19 protein-coding genes and 1 tRNA gene are annotated in these 19,507 nt (G+C 71.6%); 10 read left to right on the top strand and 10 right to left on the bottom strand.

Annotation, left to right across the window (positions count from 1 at the left end; all coding sequences use genetic code 11):
- Positions 1-11: 11 nt before the first annotated feature.
- Together rlmB and B082_RS0120395 are read left to right on the top strand one after the other, a co-directional pair.
- Positions 12-968 (top strand): 23S rRNA (guanosine(2251)-2'-O)-methyltransferase RlmB, encoded by a 957-nt coding sequence (gene rlmB, locus B082_RS0120400; RefSeq protein ID WP_018553670.1) that lies wholly within the window; start codon positions 12-14, stop codon positions 966-968.
- 139 nt (positions 969-1,107) lie between these two features.
- Positions 1,108-2,778, top strand: coding sequence for a DoxX family membrane protein (locus tag B082_RS0120395; protein ID WP_234018192.1), 1,671 nt, complete (start codon positions 1,108-1,110; stop codon positions 2,776-2,778).
- Positions 2,779-2,855: 77 nt separating this feature from the next.
- Here B082_RS0120395 and B082_RS0120390 read toward each other — a convergent pair whose 3' ends face one another.
- The 3 genes from B082_RS0120390 to B082_RS0120380 all read right to left on the bottom strand — a co-directional run bounded on the left by B082_RS0120390 (position 2,856) and on the right by B082_RS0120380 (position 5,384).
- A complete protein-coding gene (locus B082_RS0120390; RefSeq protein ID WP_018553668.1) occupies positions 2,856-3,566 on the bottom strand; it encodes a nucleotidyltransferase family protein in 711 nt (236 codons plus the stop codon).
- A 35-nt stretch (positions 3,567-3,601) separates the two neighbouring features.
- A complete protein-coding gene (locus tag B082_RS0120385) occupies positions 3,602-4,030 on the bottom strand; it encodes a hypothetical protein (RefSeq protein ID WP_026249996.1) in 429 nt (142 codons plus the stop codon).
- Positions 4,031-4,247: 217 nt separating this feature from the next.
- Complete coding sequence (locus tag B082_RS0120380) at positions 4,248-5,384, bottom strand: ABC transporter ATP-binding protein (RefSeq protein ID WP_018553666.1); 1,137 nt, start codon at positions 5,382-5,384, stop codon at positions 4,248-4,250.
- 180 nt (positions 5,385-5,564) lie between these two features.
- Between B082_RS0120380 and B082_RS0120375 the strand changes: the two genes are divergently transcribed.
- Positions 5,565-5,641 (top strand) — tRNA-Thr (locus B082_RS0120375).
- Positions 5,642-5,675: 34 nt separating this feature from the next.
- Here the strand turns inward: B082_RS0120375 and B082_RS0120370 are convergent.
- A complete protein-coding gene (locus tag B082_RS0120370; RefSeq protein WP_018553665.1) occupies positions 5,676-6,326 on the bottom strand; it encodes a rhomboid-like protein in 651 nt (216 codons plus the stop codon).
- A gap of 33 nt (positions 6,327-6,359) precedes the next feature.
- Between B082_RS0120370 and B082_RS0120365 the strand changes: the two genes are divergently transcribed.
- Positions 6,360-7,265, top strand: a complete 906-nt coding sequence (locus B082_RS0120365) for an aminoglycoside phosphotransferase family protein (RefSeq protein ID WP_018553664.1) — start codon at positions 6,360-6,362, stop codon at positions 7,263-7,265.
- Between the two features lie 41 nt (positions 7,266-7,306).
- Positions 7,307-7,789 carry a GNAT family N-acetyltransferase gene (locus B082_RS0120360; protein WP_026249995.1) on the top strand — a complete coding sequence of 161 codons (483 nt, stop codon included), beginning with the start codon at positions 7,307-7,309 and terminating at the stop codon, positions 7,787-7,789.
- Between the two features lie 20 nt (positions 7,790-7,809).
- Here the strand turns inward: B082_RS0120360 and B082_RS0120355 are convergent, their stop codons facing one another.
- The gene (locus B082_RS0120355) at positions 7,810-8,796 is read right to left on the bottom strand and encodes a zinc-binding dehydrogenase (protein WP_018553662.1); all 987 of its coding nucleotides are present in this window, start codon (positions 8,794-8,796) and stop codon (positions 7,810-7,812) included.
- A gap of 113 nt (positions 8,797-8,909) precedes the next feature.
- Between B082_RS0120355 and B082_RS0120350 the strand changes: the two genes are divergently transcribed.
- Positions 8,910-9,590, top strand: coding sequence for a pentapeptide repeat-containing protein (locus tag B082_RS0120350; protein WP_202453557.1), 681 nt, complete (start codon positions 8,910-8,912; stop codon positions 9,588-9,590).
- Positions 9,591-9,608: 18 nt separating this feature from the next.
- On the opposite strand, the gene B082_RS0120345 is transcribed toward B082_RS0120350, so the two are convergent.
- Positions 9,609-10,106, bottom strand: a complete 498-nt coding sequence (locus B082_RS0120345) for a hypothetical protein (protein ID WP_018553660.1) — start codon at positions 10,104-10,106, stop codon at positions 9,609-9,611.
- A gap of 167 nt (positions 10,107-10,273) precedes the next feature.
- On the opposite strand from B082_RS0120345, the gene B082_RS0120340 reads away from it, so the two are divergent.
- Positions 10,274-11,698 (top strand): M1 family metallopeptidase, encoded by a 1,425-nt coding sequence (locus B082_RS0120340; protein ID WP_026249993.1) that lies wholly within the window; start codon positions 10,274-10,276, stop codon positions 11,696-11,698.
- A 25-nt stretch (positions 11,699-11,723) separates the two neighbouring features.
- Here the strand turns inward: B082_RS0120340 and B082_RS0120335 are convergent, their stop codons facing one another.
- A complete protein-coding gene (locus B082_RS0120335; RefSeq protein ID WP_018553658.1) occupies positions 11,724-13,304 on the bottom strand; it encodes a M4 family metallopeptidase in 1,581 nt (526 codons plus the stop codon).
- Between the two features lie 240 nt (positions 13,305-13,544).
- Positions 13,545-14,120, bottom strand: a complete 576-nt coding sequence (locus B082_RS0120330; RefSeq protein ID WP_018553657.1) for a TerD family protein — start codon at positions 14,118-14,120, stop codon at positions 13,545-13,547.
- 181 nt (positions 14,121-14,301) lie between these two features.
- Here B082_RS0120330 and arfB point away from each other — a divergent pair, with 181 nt between their 5' ends.
- Positions 14,302-14,727: an alternative ribosome rescue aminoacyl-tRNA hydrolase ArfB gene (arfB, locus tag B082_RS0120325; protein WP_026249992.1), complete on the top strand. Its 426-nt coding sequence runs from the start codon at positions 14,302-14,304 to the stop codon at positions 14,725-14,727.
- 218 nt (positions 14,728-14,945) lie between these two features.
- Here the strand turns inward: arfB and B082_RS0120320 are convergent, their stop codons facing one another.
- The gene (locus B082_RS0120320; RefSeq protein WP_018553655.1) at positions 14,946-15,452 is read right to left on the bottom strand and encodes a flavin reductase family protein; all 507 of its coding nucleotides are present in this window, start codon (positions 15,450-15,452) and stop codon (positions 14,946-14,948) included.
- A gap of 327 nt (positions 15,453-15,779) precedes the next feature.
- Between B082_RS0120320 and cdgB the strand changes: the two genes are divergently transcribed.
- Both cdgB and B082_RS0120310 read left to right on the top strand, forming a co-directional pair.
- Positions 15,780-17,417 (top strand): diguanylate cyclase CdgB, encoded by a 1,638-nt coding sequence (gene cdgB, locus B082_RS0120315; RefSeq protein WP_018553654.1) that lies wholly within the window; start codon positions 15,780-15,782, stop codon positions 17,415-17,417.
- A gap of 142 nt (positions 17,418-17,559) precedes the next feature.
- Positions 17,560-18,552 carry a hypothetical protein gene (locus B082_RS0120310; RefSeq protein WP_018553653.1) on the top strand — a complete coding sequence of 331 codons (993 nt, stop codon included), beginning with the start codon at positions 17,560-17,562 and terminating at the stop codon, positions 18,550-18,552.
- A gap of 65 nt (positions 18,553-18,617) precedes the next feature.
- Here B082_RS0120310 and B082_RS0120305 read toward each other — a convergent pair whose 3' ends face one another.
- Positions 18,618-19,469, bottom strand: coding sequence for a class II fructose-bisphosphate aldolase (locus tag B082_RS0120305; protein WP_018553652.1), 852 nt, complete (start codon positions 19,467-19,469; stop codon positions 18,618-18,620).
- Positions 19,470-19,507: the final 38 nt, after the last annotated feature.

Raw genomic sequence — 19,507 nt, 5'->3', positions numbered from 1 at the left:
ACAGGTAGGTCATGGCCGGGAACAGCCAGCGCAGGAACCGCCGCACGTCCAACAAGAAGGGCATGCAGGTCGGCAGCGGTGGCCAGCGACGCCGTGGTCTCGAAGGCAAGGGACCGACGCCGCCCGCCTCCGCCCGCAAGGGACACAAGAAGAACCGCGTCGCCAACGCCCAGGCCAAGCAGGCCGCCGCCCGCCGCCCCGCCCCCCGCCGCGGCGGCGTCAAGGGCACCTCCGAGATGGTCGTCGGCCGCAACCCCGTCTACGAGGCCCTGCGCGACGGCGTCCCCGCCACCACCCTCTACGTCCAGCAGTACATCGACAACGACGAGCGCGTCCGCGAAGCCCTCCAGCTCGCCGGCGAGCGCGGCAACATCAACCTGATGGAAGCCCCGCGCCCCGAGCTCGACCGCATGACGAACGGGCTCAACCACCAGGGCCTCGTGCTCCAGGTCCCGCCCTACGAGTACGCCGACCCGCAGGACCTCACCGCCGCCGCGTACGACAACGGCGAGGACCCCCTCATCGTCGCCCTCGACGGCGTCACCGACCCCCGCAACCTCGGCGCGATCGTCCGCTCCGTCTCCGCCTTCGGCGGCCACGGCGTCGTCGTGCCCGAGCGCCGCGCGGCCGGCATGACCGCCGGAGCCTGGAAGTCCTCCGCCGGCACCGCCGCTCGTACGCCCGTCTCCCGGGTCACCAACCTGACCCGCGCGCTGGAGGCGTACAAGAAGGAAGGCATCGCGGTCGTCGGCCTCGCCGCCGACGGCGAGCACACCGTCGAGGACCTCGAAGCCCTCGGCGGCCCCGTCGTCATCGTCATCGGCAGCGAGGGCAAGGGCCTCGGCCGGCTCGTCGGCGAGACCTGCGACTACCGCGTCCGCATCTCCATGCCCGGCGGCGCCGAATCCCTCAACGCCGGTGTCGCCGCCGGAATCGTCATGTACGAGGTCGCCCGCCGCCGCGCCTGACCACCCCGGCCCGGAGGGGCCCCGCGGGGGCGCGAGCGCACGTGCGCGCGCCCCCGCGCGACCCCCCACCACCTGTTGACGGGTCTCGGACACTTCGACACCGTCAAGGCAGTGTCCTAATCACACATCACTCGGTTAGATGAGTGTGGACACCAGAACGCCTCGGTTCGACGAACTACCCGCCCTGAGCATGACCAAGGTGGACTGCGACCCCGCGCAGGTCATCGTCAACCACGCCAGCTTCCGGGTACAGCTCGCCCCCGGCCAGCGCGCACGGCTGCGCGGTGTGAGCCCCGTCGGCCCGCCCAGGATCCCCGCCATGAGCGGTGCCGGAGCCGGTCGCGGCCGACGCGCCCCCGTCGTCTGGAGCGGCAGGTCCGCCCCGGGCGACCCCGGCGCCACCGGGCTTCTCCAGGCCGTACGGAACTCCACCGCGGGCCGCCCCGACACCGCGTACGACCCCTACGAGCCGTACGTCCCCTACGAGTCCGACCGCGGACACGGCGTCGGCACCCAGGTCATCCCGCGCCTCGACGACCTGCCCCTCGACGAGACCCAGCCCAACCCCGTCATCGGCGCACCCCGCCCCGGCGGCCCCCTGCTCCCGCCCATGCGCCGGGCCGTCGGCGCCTACGACCCCGTCGACCCCGGGCCGTACCACCCGGACCTCCACCACGACCCGGACCACTACGACGACGACCCCGCCGTCGACCTCACCGACGAGGACAACGGCACCCGGGGCCGGCGCCAGAACGGCGCCGACGACGTCCGGCACGCGTACTACCCCGGCCGCCGCATGAACCTCGGCGTCGTCCTCCTGCCCATGCGGGTCCTCCTCGGCTTCATCTCCATCTACGCCGGCATGGGCAAACTCTGCGACCCCGTCTACTTCGACGGCGGCGAACGCGGCTCCATGGTCAAGTGGCTGAACTCCCTCCACCCCTGGGCCCTCGCCGAACCGCTGCGCGACTTCGCCCTGTCCCACCCGGTCGGAGCCGGCCTCTCCATCGCCTTCCTCCAGGTCGTCGTCGGCGTCCTCACCGTCCTCGGCCTCTGGCAGCGCGTCGCCGCCACCGTCGGCGCGCTGCTGTCCGCCGCCCTCCTGGTCACCGTCAGCTGGCGCACCGTCGCCGCCTACGACGCGCCCGACATCATCTTCCTGGCCGCCTGGAGCCCCCTGATCATCGCGGGCGCCCCCGTCTACTCCCTCGACGGACGCCTCGCCGGAGAGGCCTGGCGCAAGCTCGGCCCCCGCTCCGAGATCTGGGACCTGCGCCGCCGGGTCCTGCGCCGCGGCGGTGTCGTCGCCAGCATCGTCGTCGGGCTCACCCTCCTCATCGGCTCCATCCTCGGCGGCGCCGTCCGCTCCACCGAGGTCGTCACCGTCCCCGGCCCCCACGGCGTCCCCACCAACCAGCTCCCCGGCTCCCCGCTCCCCGACAAGTCCCGCGGCGGCAAGCCCTCCAAGAGCCCCACCGGCCACGAGCCCACCCCGTCCCACAGCACCGCCCCCCACACCCCCTCCGCCGACGCCTCCACCCCCACCACGGACAACGTCCGCGAAACGGGCCAGGCGGCGGGCGCGGGCGCCGGACAGCCCAGCGAGACCCAGGGCACCGGCCAGCAGCCCCCGCAGCAGACCACCCCCCAGCAGCCGCCCACCACCAGCGCGGGCCCCAGCTCCTCCGGCTCCACCGGCGACGGCGGCGGCTCCACCACCGGCGGCACCGACCCCGACCCCGCCACCGGCTCCACCGGCGGCAGCGGCGACACCAGCGGCCGCAACCCCATCGGCGGCCTCCTCGGCTGACCCGGAGGCACACGACGAGAAGGGGCGGGGCCGAAGGAAAACCTCCGGCCCCGCCCCTTCTCCGTACCCCGTACCGGTTACCGCCCGTCCAGCTCCTTGGCGGCCTCGGTCAGGTCCTTCGCCGTGTCGATGGCCCGCCAGTACGCCCCGTGCGGCAACGGATACCCCGCCAGCCGCCGCTCCCTGGCCAGCCGCGGGAACGTCGTACGCTCATGGTCCCCCCGGTCCGGCAGCAGCGCGGTGAACGCCGGAGAGAACACGTACACCCCGGCATTGATCAGATACGGCGACGGCGGCGCCTCGATGAAGTCCGTGATGTGCCCGAACGCGTCCGTCTCCACCGCCCCCCACGGAATCCTCGGACGGGCCAGCGCCAGCGTCGCGGTCGCGTCCCGTTCCGCGTGGAACGCCGCCATCTCACGCAACGAGAACCGCGTCCAGATGTCCCCGTTGGTCGCATACCAGGGCTCGTCCGGCGCCGGCAACCGGGCCGCCGCGTACTTCAGCCCGCCCCCGCGCCCCAGCGGCTCGGACTCCACCACCGTCGTCACGCGCAACGGCAGCACCGCGTCGGACAGCCACTCCTGCAACACCTCGGCGAGATGCCCGCACGAGACCACGGCATCGGTCACGCCCTCGGCGGCCAGCCAGGAAAGCTGATGGCCGATGATCGGGGTCCCGGTACCCGGGATCTCGACCATCGGCTTGGGGCGGTCATCGGTATACGGGCGCAGCCGTGACCCCTGGCCACCCGCCAGGATCACGGCCTGCGTCGGAAACGTATGCATGCCAGGCACGATATGCCGTGCCCGGCTTCGGTCGGTCAGCTGAACTGGGCGACACCCGAGGCGAACGACGTGTCACAGACGGGGCGGGAGAAACGGTGCGCCCGCGTCGGGCCGTACTGCGCGACGGCCGCCTTCCCGAGCGCCTTCGCGATCGACATGCAGTGCCGGGCGAGCGACGGCCGCCCCTCGACGGCACGCTGGAGTTCCGTCAGGGCGACACCGGGGTCCTCCTCCCGGAGCTCCACGAGGAGCCGGTCGCGCAGGATGTCCTGCGGGGCACGTTCCTTGACCTCCTTGGCGCCCTTGGCGTCGGAGACGGTACGAGCCGACGCGGCGAGCAGCTGCGAGTCGGAGTTGCTGGCTGCCCACGGCACGGCGGTGACCGCGAGGGTCCCGGACAGAACCATGACGACGGGCAGTACGAGAGCGAGAGTTCGGCCGATACGGCGCACGGAGTGGGTCACGCAGTGAGCGTAGCGGTCGGTGATGACATGGCGACATTACGTCACCCTCGCGAGGGATGGTTCGAGTGGGCTTTTCGAATCGCGTGTTGACGAGTCGGAGTGAAATGACCGTTGTGCCGGGGATTCTGCCCTCGGCTGTTCAAACCCCTCAACCGGCACCGACGCGCGGTGGCCCCGCACGAAGATCGTGCGGGGCCACCGTACAGCGCTTGCCGGATCAGGCGGTGAGACGCTCGCCCGTCGACGTGGCGAAGACGTGCAGCTCGTCCGGGCGCGGCACGACGTGCAGCTTGGTGCCCTTCTCCGGGACGGCGCGGCCGCCGACGCGGACCACGAGGTCCTTGTGCTCGCCACCGACCTCGGCGGCACCGTAGACGAAGCCGTCGGCGCCGAGCTCCTCGACCACGTTGACCGAGACGGCCAGGCCGGCCGGGGCCTCCGAGGAGTCCTTGGTGAGGGTCTTCGCGGCGGCGCCACCGTGCTCGACGATGTCGAAGTGCTCGGGGCGGATACCGACCGTCACGGTCGTGTCGCCGCGGTCGGCGGCGGCGGTCAGCGCCTCACGCGAGACCGGGACGACGCTGTTGCCGAACTTCACGCCACCGTCGGTGATCGGGACCTCGACCAGGTTCATCGCGGGCGAGCCGATGAAGCCGGCCACGAAGAGGTTCGCCGGCTTGTCGTACATGTTGCGCGGCGAGTCGACCTGCTGGAGCAGACCGTCCTTGAGGACCGCGACCCGGTCGCCCATGGTCAGGGCCTCGACCTGGTCGTGCGTGACGTACACGGTCGTGATGCCCAGCCGGCGCTGGAGCGAGGCGATCTGCGTACGGGTGGAGACGCGGAGCTTGGCGTCGAGGTTCGACAGCGGCTCGTCCATGAGGAAGACCTGCGGCTCACGCACGATCGCGCGGCCCATCGCCACACGCTGACGCTGACCACCGGAGAGCGCCTTCGGCTTCCGGTCCAGGTATTCGCTGAGGTCCAGCATCTTGGCGGCCTCTTCGACCTTCGCCCGGATGTCGGTCTTGTTCACACCGGCGATCTTGAGCGCGAAGCCCATGTTGTCCGCCACGGTCATGTGCGGGTAGAGCGCGTAGTTCTGGAACACCATGGCGATGTCCCGGTCCTTCGGCGGCAGGTGCGTGACGTCACGGTCACCGATGCGGATCGCACCGCCGTTGACGTCCTCAAGACCCGCGAGCATGCGCAGGGAGGTGGACTTGCCACAACCGGAGGGACCGACGAGGACGAGGAACTCACCGTCCGCGATGTCGATCTCAAGCTGGTCGACCGCGGGCTTCGTGGAGCCGGGGTAGACACGGGACGCCTTGTCGAACGTGACACTGGCCATGCTGATGCTTCTCCTCCACCGGCAGGTACGTGCCGGACGATCCGTTGTAAGGGAGTGGTCTGGTCCATCGGAGTGAACCTGAAAGGACGCTACCTGGCGGTTTCGGATCTGTCAGCAGTTCCTGGGGTGTGAGATTTCTGCACTGCGCCGGCTGCGGTGTTGGTTAGACTGCTCCGGCACGCCTCCTTAGCTCAGCTGGCCAGAGCAACGCACTTGTAATGCGTAGGTCGTCGGTTCGAATCCGACAGGGGGCTCCATCGACCAGGTCGGCGCCCCGCCGGCCTGGTTTTTTTATGTCCCGCGCCGCGTCAGCGGGTAGCACGCCAATCCGATCAGTGCCGCTGTCAGATGGCCGATGTCCGTGAAGGTGGGGCGGGTGATGAGGGGGACGGTGTAGATGACCAGGACCGCGAAGAGGTAGGCGGGGCGCCAGGGGCGGGGGACGTAGTAGGTGAGGACCGCGACCACGCCGGCGAGGGCGTAGCTGACGCCGATGTCGAGGGTGTTGGCGGCGGAGGGCGGGGCGTGGCCGTGGTGGATGGCCCAGGCGAGTACGCCCTCGCTGACGAGGGTGGCCAGCACGTGGGCGGCGGCGGCGACGGTGAGCCAGCGCAGGGTGCCGAGGCGGCGTTCGGCGGGGGCGTGGAAGACGGTGTAGAGGACGGCGTAGGGGAGCCATTGGCCGCTGTCGATCCAGAAGGCGCTGCTGATGAGGACGCGGACGGGGTTGCGGGACAGCTCGTGGATGTTGGTGGAGCGCTGGCGGAGGAACTCCTCCTCGAAGGCCGGTGACATCTGGTGGACGATGACCGTGGTGATGAAGAGGGCGGTCAGCCAGATGTAGGTGCCGGGGGCGCTGCGGATCCATGAGCCGGTGGCGCGGAGCCGGGCGGCGGGGGTGGTGCGGGGCCGGGTGGGCGGGGCTGGGTGGCCGGTGGGCATAGCCGATTGACGCACGCTCCTACGATCGGGGGCGTGATCGACATTCCGGATGCGCTGGTCGCTGCTCAGAACGCCTGCAACGGGGAAGCCGGGCGGGCGTTCGTCGCCGGGTTGCCGGGGATGGCGGCGGAGTTCCTGGAGCGGTGGGGGCTGCGGCGGGACGGTGCGGCGATGCACGGGGTGTGTGCGCTGGTCCTGCCGGTGGTGCGGGTGGGGGACGGGCGCCCGGCGGTGCTGAAGTTGCAGTTGGTGGATGAGGAGACGGTGGGGGAGCCGGTCGCGCTGCGGTTGTGGGAGGAGGCGTCGGCCGGGGCGGTGGGGCTGCTGGAGCACGATCCGGCGACGGGGGCGATGCTGCTGGAGCGGCTGGACGGGCGGCGTTCGCTCGACGGGACGGCGGACGCGGGCCGGGCGGTGGGGGTGATCGCCGGGTTGCTGGCGGGGCTGACTGCGGTGCGGCCGCCGGCCGGGTGCGGGCTGCGGGGGCTGGGGGAGGCGGCCGAGCGGATGGTGGCCGGTGCGCCGGGGGTCGTGGCGGGCCTGGTGGACGAGGGGGAGCGGGGGTTGGTACGGGACTGCGCGGCGGCGGTGCGTGAGGTGGCGGGGGAGCCGGGTGACCGGCTGCTGCACTGGGATCTGCACTTCGGGAACGTGCTGGCGGGTCCGGACGGGCGGTGGGTGGCGATCGATCCGAAGCCGCTGGTGGGGGACCCGGGTTTCGAGCTGCTGCCCGCGTTGTGGAACCGGTTCGAAGCGGACGCGGTGGGGCGGCGGTTCGACGTGCTGACCGGGGTGCTGGGCCTGGACCGGGGGCGGGCGGTGGCCTGGACGCTGGGGCGGGTGCTGCAGAACGCGTGCTGGAGCGTCGGGGACGGCGGTGAGGGGCGGCTGGCGCCGGAGCAGGCGCACATCGCCCGGGTGCTGCTGGGCCGGGGGTAGGCGGCGGCGGGCGGCCGGCGGGCGCTGTTTACGCTGCCCCCATGATTCGTACTGCTACTGCCGCCGATGTTCCCGAGCTGCACGCGATGGTGCGTGAGCTGGCCGATTACGAGAAGTCGCTGCACGAGGTGCGTGTCACCGAGGAGCAGTTGCGGGAGGCGCTGTTCGGGGAGCGGCCGGCCGCGTTCGCGCACATCGCGGAGTCGGACGAGGACGGCTCGGTGGTGGGCTTCGGGCTGTGGTTCCTGAACTTCTCCACGTGGCGCGGGACGCACGGGATCTACCTGGAGGACTTGTACGTACGTCCCGAGCGGCGTGGCGGCGGGCACGGGAAGGCGCTGCTGACGGAGTTGGCGCGGATCTGTGTGGAGCGGGGTTACGAGCGCCTGGAGTGGTCGGTGCTGAACTGGAACGCTCCGTCGATCGCGTTCTACGAGGCGCTGGGGGCGCGTCCGCAGGACGAGTGGACGGTGTACCGGCTGACGGACGGGGCGCTGGCGGAGCTGGGCGGGGCGGGGGCCTGACGGTCCCCGGGCCCGGGGGTTCAGGGGATGAGGACGACCTTGCCGGTGGTGCCGCGGGTTTCCAGGTCGCGGTGGGCGTCGGCGGCACGGGCGAGCGGGTAGCTCCGGATCGCGGGGCGCAGGCGGCCCGCGGCGGCTTCGGCGAGGGCGCGGGTTTCGAGGGTGCGCAGGCCGCCGCCCCTGCTGAGCATGGCGGGGCCGAGGACGTGCTCGGAGGTGATGCCGCGTGCGGCGAGTTCCTCGTCGGTCAGGGTGAGGGGGCGGCCGCCCGCCCAGCCGTGGACGATGTGCTGTCCGCCCTTGCCGAGGAGGTCGACGGCGGCGCGGGCGGTGGTGGAGCCGACGCAGTCGTAGACGACGGTGGCGCGGCGGCCGAGGGCGTCGAGGTGGGTGCGGACGTGGCGGGGCCAGTCGGGGCGGGTGTAGTCGACGGCGAGGTCGGCGCCGTTGTCCCGGACGAGGGCGGTCTTGGCGGGGCCGCCGGCGAGGCCGATGACGGTGGCCCCGGCGTTCCTGGCGTGCTGGACGAGCAGGGTGCCGATGCCTCCGGCGGCGGCGGTGACGAGTGCGACGGAGTCGGGGCCGAGCGGGGTGAAGGCGAGGATGCCGAGGGCGGTGCGGCCGGTGCCGATCATGGCGACGGCCTCGGCGTGGCCCAGTCCTTCGGGTATGCGGTGGAGTCGTTCGGCGTCGGTGACGGCGAGTTCGGCGTAGCCGCCGGGGCCGGTGCCGAGGTGGGCGACGACGTCCTGGCCGAGCCGGCCGGGGTCGGTGCCTTCGCCGAGCGCGTCGACGGTGCCGGCGACTTCGCGGCCCGGGACGGTGGGGAGCGGGGTGGGGGCGGGGAAGGGGCCGGTGTGGCCCTGGCGCAGGGTGGTGTCGAGGAGGTGTACGCCGGCGGCGCGGACGGCGATGCGGACCTGGCCGGGGCCGGGCTCGGGGTCCTCGGTCCGTTCGTAGCAGAGGTTCTCGGCGGGGCCGAAGGCGTGGAGGCGTACGGCGTGCATGGCGGGCTCCCCCGGGGTGGTGTGGGTTTCGTCGGGCCCACCCTCCGACCTCAAGCATGGTTGAGGTCAAGGGGTGGCGGGGCGTTGTCAGTGGTGTGCGTCACGATGGGGGCATGGTGCGCAGTGGTGGTCGGAGTGGTGGCGGGATCGCGGCGGCGCGGCGCCCGGAGGTGCGGTTGCCGCCGCTGACGGATTTCGAGGGGGGCGGGCTGGAGGCCGACGGGGATTACGACGGGGTGCGGTTCGGGTCCGTGGATCTGGCGGACGGGTCGGGCCGGGGGGCCCGGTTCATGGACTGTGCGCTGGAGGGCTGCGCCCTGGACCGTACGGAGCTGAGCCGGGCGCGGTTCATCGACTCGGTGCTGACGGGGGTACGGGGGGTGGGCACGGATCTCTCGTCGGCGTCGCTGCGGGACGTGGAGGTGGTGGACGCGCGCCTGGGCGGGGTGCAGTTGCACGGGGCGGTGCTGGAGCGGGTGCTGGTGCGGGGCGGGAAGATCGATTACCTGAATCTGCGCAAGGCCCGGCTGAAGGACGTGGTCTTCGAGGGCTGTGTGCTGGCGGAGCCGGATTTCGGGGGCGCGCAGCTGACCCGGGTGGAGTTCCGGGACTGTGTGCTGAAGCGGGTGGACTTCAGCGCGGTGCGGATGGAGGCGGTGGATCTGCGGTCGGTCGCGGAGCTGGACATCGCGCGGGGTGTGGAGCGGCTGGCGGGTGCGGTGATCAGCCCGGCGCAGCTGATGGAGCTGGCTCCGGCGTTCGCGGCGCAGATCGGGGTGCGCGTGGAGGTGTGAGGCGGTCTCCGGGGCCGGTCAGAGGCGGGGGAAGCGGGCCTGGAGGTCCCAGACGGCGGGGTTGTCGGCGAGGCCCTCGTGCATGTCGGCGAGGTCGGCGATCAGGTCGTGCAGGAAGTCGCGGGCCTCGCGGCGCAGGAGGGAGTGGCCGAAGGTGAGGGGCGGTTCCTCGGGGTCCATCCAGTCGGCCTCGATGTCGACCCAGCCGAAGCGGCGTTCGAAGAGCATGCGGTCGGAGGACTCGGTGAAGTCGAGTTCGGCGTACTGGCGGCGGTGCGAGCGGCTGCCGCGGGGGTCCTGGTCGATTTGTTCGACGATGTCGCAGAGGGCCCAGGCGAAGTCGAGCACCGGCACCCATCCCCAGGCTGTGGATACTTCGCGGTCCTCCTTGGTGTCCGCGAGGTAGACGTCCCCGGAGAACAGATCGTGGCGCAGGGCGCGGACGTCCGCCCGGCGGTAGTCGGTCTGCGGGGGGTCGGGGAAGCGGCGGGAGAGGGAGTAGCCGATGTCGAGCACGGTTCGATGGTGTCATGCCCGGCGTGTCGGCCTCGCACCAGCGGCCCGGGGGCGGGGGAACGCCTCCGGGCCGGCCGGCGGCGGGCGAGCGGCCGTTGGGCACCGTGGTGCTCCGAAGCCGGCGCACCACCCCCGGAGTCCGACATTCCGCACATAGGATCATCGGCGTGGATCATCGAACCCCGGTACGCGGCGCAGTCCCCAGGGCGGCCCGGACCGCTCTCCCGTTGCTCGTCCTCGCGCTCCTCGCGCCCGCCTGTTCCGGCGGGGTGGAGGGCAAGCCGGGCGCGTCCGGGGTGCGCGATCCGTACTTCCCGAAGCTGGGCAACGGCGGCTACGACGTGTCGCACTACGCCATCACGCTGGACGTGGACCCGGACGAGCAGCGGCTGCGCGGGAGTGTCGAGATCACGGCGCGGGCCACTCAGGACCTCAGTTCGTTCAACCTGGACCTGGCCGGGCTGACCGTGGACTCGGCGACGGTGGAGGGGCGTCCGGCCGCCGTCAACCGGGCGGGCGACGAGCTGACGCTGCGTGCGGACGCGAAGGCCGAGGACCGGCTGCGCCGGGGCGAGACGTTCCGGGTGGTCGTGCGCTACTCGGGCTCGCCGAAGACGATCACCGATCCGGACGGGTCCGAGGAGGGCTGGCTGCCGACCGACGACGGGGTGGTCGCGCTCGGTGAGCCGACCGGTTCGATGGCCTGGTTCCCGGGCAACCACCACCCGAGCGACAAGGCCGCGTACGACCTGACGGTCACCGTCCCCAAGGGGCTGACGGCGGTCTCCAACGGGGTGCTTGCCGGTCCGCCGACGACGGAGAAGGGCCGCACCACGTTCCGCTGGCACACCGCGGAGCCGATGGCGAGCTATCTCGCGACGCTGGCGGTCGGGCGGTTCGAGACGAAGACGTCGACCATGGCGGGCGGGATCACGGTGTTCACCGCCGTGGACCCCGAGGTGGCGAAGGCGAGCGCGCGGACGGTGGCCCGGGTGCCGGAGGTGGTGGCGTGGGAGGCGGAGCACTTCGGGCCGTACCCGTTCTCGGCGACCGGCGCGATCGTGGACCGCGAGGACGACTCCGGGTACGCGCTGGAGACGCAGAACCGGCCGTTCTTCCCGGGCCCTCCGAGCGTCGGGCTGCTCGTCCACGAGATGGCGCACCAGTGGTTCGGCGACTCGGTCACGCCGAAGAGCTGGCGCGATATGTGGCTGAACGAGGGGCCGGCGACGTACGCGGAGTGGCTGTGGGAGGAGGAGAAGAACGGCACCCCGGCCGAGGAGTCGTTCGAGGACGCCTACGAGGACGAGGACAACTGGGCTTTCCCGCCCGCCGATCCGCCGTCGGCGGCGGCCGTCTCCGACGCCCCGGTGTACGGGCGCGGGGCGATGGTCATCCACAAGATCCGTGAGGCGGTGGACGATGACGAGGAGTTCTTCGCGCTGCTGAAGGGCTGGACGAAGGCGCACCGGCACGGCAACGCGTCGACGGCGGACTTCACCGCGTACGTGGAGGAGGAGACCGGGCAGGATCTGTCGGGGCTGTGGAAGGCGTGGCTGTACGGCAGGAGCCGGCCCGCCGCGGACGGCTGACCGGCTCCTGGCCGAGGCGGCGGGGTTACTTGACGTTGACGCCGTTCCAGGCGGCGTCGACGGCTTCGAGCTCGGCGCTGTCGGCGCCGTACAGGTCGGTCGCGGCCTGCTCGGTGGCGGTGCGGGCGTCCGCGTAGTCGGTGGTGGAGGTCATGTACTCGGAGAGGGCCTTGTACCAGATCTGGACGGCCTTGTCCCGGCCGATGCCGGTGACGGTGGAGCCGTCGGCGGTGGGGGAGTCGTAGTCGACGCCGTTGATGGTCTTGGCGCCGCTGCCCTCGGCGAGCAGGTAGAAGAAGTGGTTGGCGACGCCGGAGGAGTAGTGGACGTCGAGGTTGCCGACGCTGCTGTCCCAGTAGTCGGCGGAGCCGCCGTCCTTGCTGGGCTCGTCCATGTAGCGCAGCGGGCTGCCGTCGCCGTTGATGTCGATCTTCTCGCCGATGAGGTAGTCGCCGGCGTCGGTGGTGTTGTCGGCGAAGAACTCGACGGCGGTGCCGAAGATGTCGCTGGTGGCCTCGTTGAGCCCGCCGGACTCGCCCGAGTAGTTGAGGTCGGCGGTGGAGGCGGTGAGGCCGTGGCTCATCTCGTGGCCCGCGACGTCGACCGCGGTGAGGGCGCTCTTGTTGTCGGCGCCGTCGCCGTAGGTCATGCAGAAGCAGCTGTCGTCCCAGAAGGCGTTGACGTACGCGTTGCCGTAGTGGACGCGGGAGTAGGCGGCCTTGCCGTCGCCCGCGATGCCGTCGCGGCCGAACGCGGACTTGTAGAAGTCCCAGGTCAGGGCGGCGCCGTAGTGGGCGTCGACGGCGGCGGTCTGGCGGTCGTCGCCGGTGCCGTCGCCCCAGGTGTCGTCGTCGTCGGTGACGAGGGAGCCGGTGCCGCTGGAGCCCTGGTTCAGGTCGTACGTCTTGTGGCCGCCGCGGTCGCCGTCGGTCAGTTCGAAGCCGGAGCCGGACGCGGTGGTGGAGAGGTCGACCTTGCCGCTGTACTGGCTGTTGCCGACGCCGGCGGTCTCGATCTCCTCGTAGCTCTGGAGGACCTTGCCGGTGGTGGCGTCGGTGATGACGCGCTTGCGGCTGGGGGTGCCGTCCTTCTGCACGCCGGTCTTCACCGACTCCAGGGCGAGGACGGGGGTGCCGCTGCCCGCCCAGATCACCTTGCGGGCGCTCGCCGCGGTCTTGATCTTCGCCGTCGTGGACGGCACGGATATGCGTGCGGTGGTGGCCTTGGTGACGCTCTTGAGCTTGCCGTTCGCGGCGGTGTGCGTGACGAGGTCGCCGCCGAGGACGGGCAGGCCGTCGTAGGTGCGCTCGTATCGGGTGTGGACCGTGCCGTTGGCGTCCTTGATCACGTCACGGACGATCAGCTTCTCCTTGCCGCCGAGCTTCAGCGTGCTCGCGGTCGAAGAGGCGTCGGTCTGGGCGGACTTGATGGCGGCGGTGCGGGCCGACGCGCTGCTGAAGGCCGGGGTGGAGACGGGGGAGACGGAGGGGGAGTCGCCCGGGGTGTTCGGGTGGGCGTTCGCCGCACCGGTCTGCATCCCGACGACGACCATCGCGGCCACGGCGGCCAGGGCTGCGGCACGACGGGTGTTCATGTGGGGGGTCATACGTGCTCCGTTGCTCGTTCCGTGGGGGGTTACGAGCCGAGAGCGTGCCACCGAATGACCGCTATTGACGGTGTACTAACAAATACCTCACATTTCTTTGACCAGTTCTTGTCCGACTGAGGTGCGTTCGTGTCCGTTATCCGGCGGACTTGGGGCGAGTTGAGTCCGGGAGCGGACACGCGGGAGCCCCCGGCCGCAGGACGTTCGGCCGGGGGCTCTGTGAAGCGGACGTACGGAGCGTCAGAGGGTGACGCCGAAGTCCTGCGCGATGCCGCGCAGGCCGGAGGCGTAACCCTGGCCCACGGCGCGGAACTTCCACTCGGCGCCGTTGCGGTACAGCTCGCCGAAGACCATGGCGGTCTCGGTGGCGGCGTCCTCGCTCAGGTCGTAGCGCGCGATCTCCGCGCCGCCGGCCTGGTTCAGGATGCGGATGTAGGCGTTGCGCACCTGGCCGAAGTTCTGGCTGCGGGTCTCGGCGTCGTAGATGGAGACCGGGAAGACGATCTTGTCGACGTCGGCCGGCAGGGCCGCCAGGTTGACGTTGATCTGCTCGTCGTCGCCCTCGCCCTCACCCGTGACGTTGTCACCGGTGTGCACGATGGTCTGGTCCGGCGTCGACTTGTTGTTGAAGAAGACGAAGTGGGCGTCCGAGTAGACCTTGCCCTCCGCGTTGACCGCGATCGCCGAGGCGTCGAGGTCGAAGTCGGTGCCGGTGGTGGTACGGACGTCCCAGCCGAGGCCGACCGTGACGGCGGTGAGGCCGGGGGCCTCCTTGGTGAGGGAGACGTTGCCGCCCTTGGACAGGCTTACTGCCATGGGAAGTCCCTTTCATCTGTCGGGTACGGGCTTCGTGCCATCACGAAGCTACCGTCACCGTTCATAACGCCGACAGGGGACCGGGAGGTTCCGTCCGCCTTTACTTTCTTTGCCGAAAGGGTGTTCGGGGCATCTCAAAAGGAGGTGACGAACACCCGCCGGGGCAGGGAACATGGGTGTCATGTCCGGGCCCTATGTCATCCGCGGTTCGGTCTCCCTGCCGGAGGCCGAGCTGATGTGGCGTTTCTCGCGGTCCTCCGGGCCCGGCGGGCAGCACGTCAACACCAGCGACACACAGGTGGAGCTGCGCTTCGACCTCGCGGCCACCGAGGCACTGCCCGAGGTGTGGAAGGAACGCGCCCTCGAACGGCTCGCGAGCCGGCTGACCGACGGCGTGATCTCCGTCCGCGCCTCGGAGCACCGCTCTCAGTGGCGCAACCGCGAGACGGCCGCCGTCCGGCTCACCTCCCTGCTGGCCGAGGCCACCGCCCCGCCCCCCAGGCCGCGCGTGAAGCGCAAGGTGCCCCGCGGCATCAACGAGCGCCGGCTGCGCGAGAAGAAACAGCGCGGCGACACGAAGCGCGGCCGCTCGGGCCGCGACTGGTAACCGGAGCGGTCACGTCCGGCCCCGCCGCCCGGAACCGCCGGTCCGGAACCGTCGTCTGGCCCCGAGGCGCGCGCGGGACCGACCCGCCGACCCGGCCCCCCGGCCCGCAGCCCGTCCGGAACCGTCGCCTGCCCGGCCCCCGAGCCGCTGCCGGCCGGGACCCCCGACCCGCCGCCCCGGCCCCCGGCCCGCAGCCCGCCGGACTCCGGCCCGCCGCCTCAGCCCAACTGCCGGTAACGCCCGCGGAAATACGTCAGCGGGCCGCTCTCACCGCTCGGCACCCGTGCGCCGAGCACCCGCCCGATCACCAGCGTGTGGTCGCCCGCGGGCACCCGCTGCTCCGTCCGGCACTCCAGCGTCGCGAGCGCCCCGCCGACCAGCGGGGCCCCGGTGATCTCGCCGCGCGCGTACGGGATGTCCTCGAACAGCAGCCGGTCGCTGATCCGGCCCTTCATCGCGAACCGCCCCGCGACGTGCCGCTGACTCTCCGCCAGCACCGAGACCGCCCACAGCGGCTGCTCCGCCAGCAGGTCGTCCATCCGGGAGTCGTTGCGCAGGCTCACCATCACCAGCGGCGGGTCGAGCGACACCGACATGAAGGCGGTCGCGGTCATGCCGACGTCCTCGCCGCGCCCGTCTTCGTCGAGCGGCGGCTCCTGGGCGGTGATCAGCACCACGCCGGCGGCCAGCCGGGCGAGGGCACCGCGGAACTCTTCGTTGCTCACCCCCTCAGCATGGGGGACGGGCTCGGTACGCGGGGTGGGGGGCTTCGTCTGCAACACACCGGGAACGCTAGCCGTGCCCGGTATGCCCCCGCATCGGGCCAGGGGACCAGCCGGGTCCTAGGACCTGTCGCCGACTTCCCGCCGACGGGCTTCTCCATAACCCCTTTGCCGAATCTTGTGACTTGAGTCACAGAGTGCAATATTTGTTGACCCTGTGTACCGGGTGCACAGCTCGCTGTGATTCAGTGGCCGTGACACTGCAGTAAGTACGTCACGTACGTCGATATGAAATCTGGAGTGCTGTCGAGGTCTCGGGGAGTGCGAGCAATGGAGGCCGAGTCGGAGCCGTACGTCCGTCTTGCGACGATGCGGCAGCTGCACCAGGCCGTGGCCGATCTCAACACGGCGCGGAGCCTGGCCGACACACTGCAGACCGTGGCCGACGGGATCGTCGCCGGTCTCGGTTACGAGCTGGCCTGCGTCAACCTCGTCCGCCCGGACGGCGATCTCGTCGTCGCCGCCTTCGCCGGCAACCACGCCGCCGAGGCCCTGATCACCGGCCGGGTCGGCTCCCGCTCCTCCTGGGAGCGGCGGCTCGCCATGGGTGAGATATGGGACGAGCTGCGCTTCATACCGCACACCGACGGCTGGATACTCCTCGACGACGACGTACCGCAGTGGCACACCGAGGGCCCCGAGCCCCGCTTCGAGGACGAGTGGCACCCGCAGGACCGGCTCTACGCCCCGATGTACGCCTCCGGCGGCGGCTCCGACCTCCTGGGCGTCATATCCGTCGACCGGCCCCGCAACGGCCGCCGCCCGGGTGCCTGGGGGCGCGAGGCCCTTCAGATGTACGCCTCGCAGTCCGCCATCGCGATCAGCAACGCGAGGCTCCGGGCCAACATGCAGCGGGCCCTGGTCCGCCTGGAGCGCGAGCAGCAGGCGCTGCGGGCCAGCGAGGAGTCCTTCCGCCAGGCCTTCGAGTACGCCCCCAGCGGCATGGCCATCGCCGAGGTGGGCGGCGACCAGCACGGGCGGCTGCTGCGGACCAACGACGCGCTGTGCCGGCTGCTGGGCCGACCCGCGTCGGTGCTGCGCCGCTACTCCTTCGCCGACCTGGTCCACCCCGAGGACATCGGCACCCTGCTCCGTACCTCCGCCGAGGGTGGCCGCGCCGAGCTGCGGCTCGGCCGCCGGGACGGCACCTATCTCTGGGTCTCGCTGCGCAACTCCGTCGTCGCGGACACCGCGGACGGGCCGCGCTTCCTGCTGACGCATGTCGAGGACATAGAGGAGCGCAAGCGCCACGAGCTGAACCTCGCCCACCGCGCCTCGCACGACGCGCTGACCGGGCTGCCCAACAGCGCGGAGCTGCGCTCCCGGCTCGGCTCCCGGCTGTGCAACCGCCCGGACGCGGCGGCCACCACCGACGTGGAGGCGCTGGACGCGGCGTACGGCGACGCGGACGACGTGCGGGCGCAGGGCTTCACGCCGGGCGGTCCGGGCGCGACCGCGTTCGACCACCATGTGCACGCGGTCGCGCCGGACGCGGAGCACGACGACGGTTCGAAGGGGCTCGCGGTCCTCTTCTGCGACCTGGACGGCTTCAAGTCGATCAACGACCGCTTCGGCCACCACACGGGTGACGCGGTTCTCATCGAGGTGGCCCGCCGGCTCACCACGTGCGTACGGGACGGGGACACGGTCGCCCGGCTCGGGGGTGACGAATTCGTCGTCCTCGCGGACGGCCTGGGCGCGGCGGACGCCGCGGACCTGGCGGTACGCCTGCGAAACGCCATCATTCCGCCCATCCGGGTCGACGGGCGGGCGGTGCGGGTCGGGGCGAGCTTCGGCATCGGCTGGGCGGCCTGCGGGATGACGGCCGAAGAGGTGCTGCGCTCCGCCGACCAGCGGATGTACATCGAGAAGCGGTCGCGTGCGAAGGTTCACCGCAGAGCCGGCTGACGTTCGCCGCGGCTACCCGTCCGGGTTCCCGCCGCGACCTGCGGCAATTCTTGGCGTGGTCCATTCGGGGTAGGCTCGGCCGGTCGGCGACGGCTGGCGATATTCGGCGACGGCTGGCGACATGGTGAGGAGTGACCCAGGGATGGCCGGGAACAACGGCGCGAGCACACCCGAGGACGACGATCCGTTCGGCTACCTCTACGAGGACGGGCAGGCGGCCGGTGCGCAGCCTCCGGGGCAGGGCGGTTACGGCTACCCGGGTCCAGCCGCTCAGCCAGGTGTGCCCCGGACCTCGTACAACCAGGTGCGGACCGTCGGCGAGCGCCAGTACGGGCAGCAGGTCCCCCACCAGCAGCCGTACGGGCAGCCGCAGGCGCCCTACGGCCAGCCGAATGGCCAGTACGGCCAGCAGAACGCGCAGTACGCGGCCCCGGAGACGTATCCCGGCGGCGCGGCCACCGCTCAGGTGCCGCAGCAGGGCGGACGCGGCGGCTCCGGCGGCTCGGGCAAGGGCGGTCCGAACACCAAGGGCCTGCTGATCGCCGCGGTCGCGGTGGTCGCGGTGGTGCTCATCGGTATCGGTGCGGCGCTGATGACGGACGACGGCGACAAGGACAAGAAGAAGGACGAGGCGACCTCGTCGGCGGGTCCCGGCGCGGAGGTCGAGCAGTCGCCGACGCCGGAGCCCTCCCCGTCCTCCTCGGCCCCGGTCGAGCTGCCGAAGCAGGACGCGGCGTCGCTGAAGCTGGGCGGCACGGCGCAGCTGGACAACTCCGTGAAGGGTGCCAAGAGCGCCAGCGGGCAGTACATCAACCTCAACGAGGTCGGCCGGTCGGCGACCTGGTCGGTGGAGGTGCCGGAGGCCGGTGAGTACACGCTGTTCGTGACGTACGGCGTGCCGGGCAAGGACGCGAAGACGTCCCTGACGGTCAACTCCGAGGACCCGCGCGGCATCAACATGAAGAACTACGCCAACGCCCCCGAGGGCGACCTGGAGAAGGGCTGGACCCGCACCTTCGCCTACGTGAACCTCGTCAAGGGCGAGAACACGCTGATGATCTCGTGCAACGAGGGCGACGAGTGCGACGCCAACCTCGACCAGCTGTCGCTGAAGGCCGGTCACCAGACCAGCTGATCCGTCCCGGCACCGTGCGCCGCGGCCCCCTCGCCTCCGGGTGAGGGGGCCGCGGCGTCTCCGGCTCAGCCCATCAGCGCGAGGAAGCCGGCCACCGTCGCGGCCATGGCCTCGCGGCCGGGTGCGATGTACTTGCGGGGGTCGACGCCCGTGGTGTTCTCGGCCAGGTGGGCGCGTACGGCTCCGGTGAACGCGGTGTTCAGGGCGGTGCCGACGTTGATCTTGACCATGCCGGAGGAGGCGACGGCCCGGCGGATCTCGTCGTCCGGGACGCCGCTGGAGCCGTGCAGGACGAGCGGGACGGGGACGGCGTCGCGCAGCCGGCCGATCAGCTCGTGGTCCAGGGCGGCGGTGCGCTCGGTCATGGCGTGCGAGGAGCCGACCGCGACGGCCAGGGCGTCCACGCCGGTCGCGGCGACGTACGCGGCGGCCTCGGCCGGGTCGGTGCGGACGCCGGGGGCGTGGGCGTCGAGCGGGGCCTCGCCCTCCTTGCCGCCGACCTTGCCGAGTTCGGCCTCGATCCAGATGCCGCGCTCGTGGCCCCAGGCCACGGCTTCGGCGGTGGCCCGGACGTTGTCCTCGTAAGTGAGCTTGGAGGCGTCGAACATCACCGAGCCGAAGCCCTCGTCGTGGGCGCGGTGCAGCAGGTCCACGGACTCGACGTGGTCGAGGTGGAGGGCGAGCGGGGCGCTGGAGGTGCGGGCGACGGCGGCGGCGGCCGCGGCGATGGCGGTGAGCCGGCCGCCGTGGAACTTCACGGCGTTCTCGGAGACCTGGAGGATGGCGGGGGCTCCGGCGCGCTCGGCGCCGGTGGCGATGGCCTCCGCGTGTTCCAGCGTGATGACGTTGAAGGCGGCGACCCCGTGTCCCCGTGCCTGGGCGGCGGAGACGAGTTCACCGGTGCTGACGAGCGGCATTGCTGACCTCTGTGGTTTCCCCGGGTCCGGCGGGCGGG

The sequence above is a fragment of the Streptomyces sp. ATexAB-D23 genome (assembly GCF_000373645.1).
In the GTDB taxonomy this organism is placed as follows: domain Bacteria; phylum Actinomycetota; class Actinomycetes; order Streptomycetales; family Streptomycetaceae; genus Streptomyces; species Streptomyces castrisilvae.
This window is presented reverse-complemented; position numbering and strand designations above follow the sequence as displayed.